Origin of the sequence: Phormidium sp. CCY1219 (genome assembly GCF_035615515.1) — a bacterium.
In the GTDB taxonomy this organism is placed as follows: domain Bacteria; phylum Cyanobacteriota; class Cyanobacteriia; order Cyanobacteriales; family Laspinemataceae; genus CCY1219.
The window spans coordinates 1-247 of sequence record NZ_JAJENT010000793.1 but is presented as its reverse complement, the minus strand read 5'-3'; the positions used below and the strand labels follow the sequence as shown (position 1 = coordinate 247).

Sequence of the window (247 nt, the reverse complement as noted above, 5' to 3'; positions counted from 1 at the left end):
TACATCGTCACTATGCCCGGTGAGGGTGGCCAGTTCCATCCCGGTCTCCAAATCCCACAGTTTCAGGGTTGTATCATCCGATGCCGAGACGGCTCGTTTCCCGTCGGGGGTAATGGCTACTGCATTTACCTCGCCACTATGCCCGGTGAGGGTGGCCAGTTCCATCCCGGTCTCCAAATCCCACAGTTTCAGGGTTTTCTCATACGATATCGAGACCGCTCGTTTCCCTTCGGGGGTAATGGCTACT

Annotated in this window: 1 protein-coding gene; it reads right to left on the bottom strand. The window is 55.9% G+C overall.

Features of this window, described 5'->3' with window-relative positions:
• A partial coding sequence (locus LKK83_RS24370) for a WD40 repeat domain-containing protein (protein WP_442957363.1) occupies window positions 1–247 on the bottom strand: 247 nt, incomplete at both ends.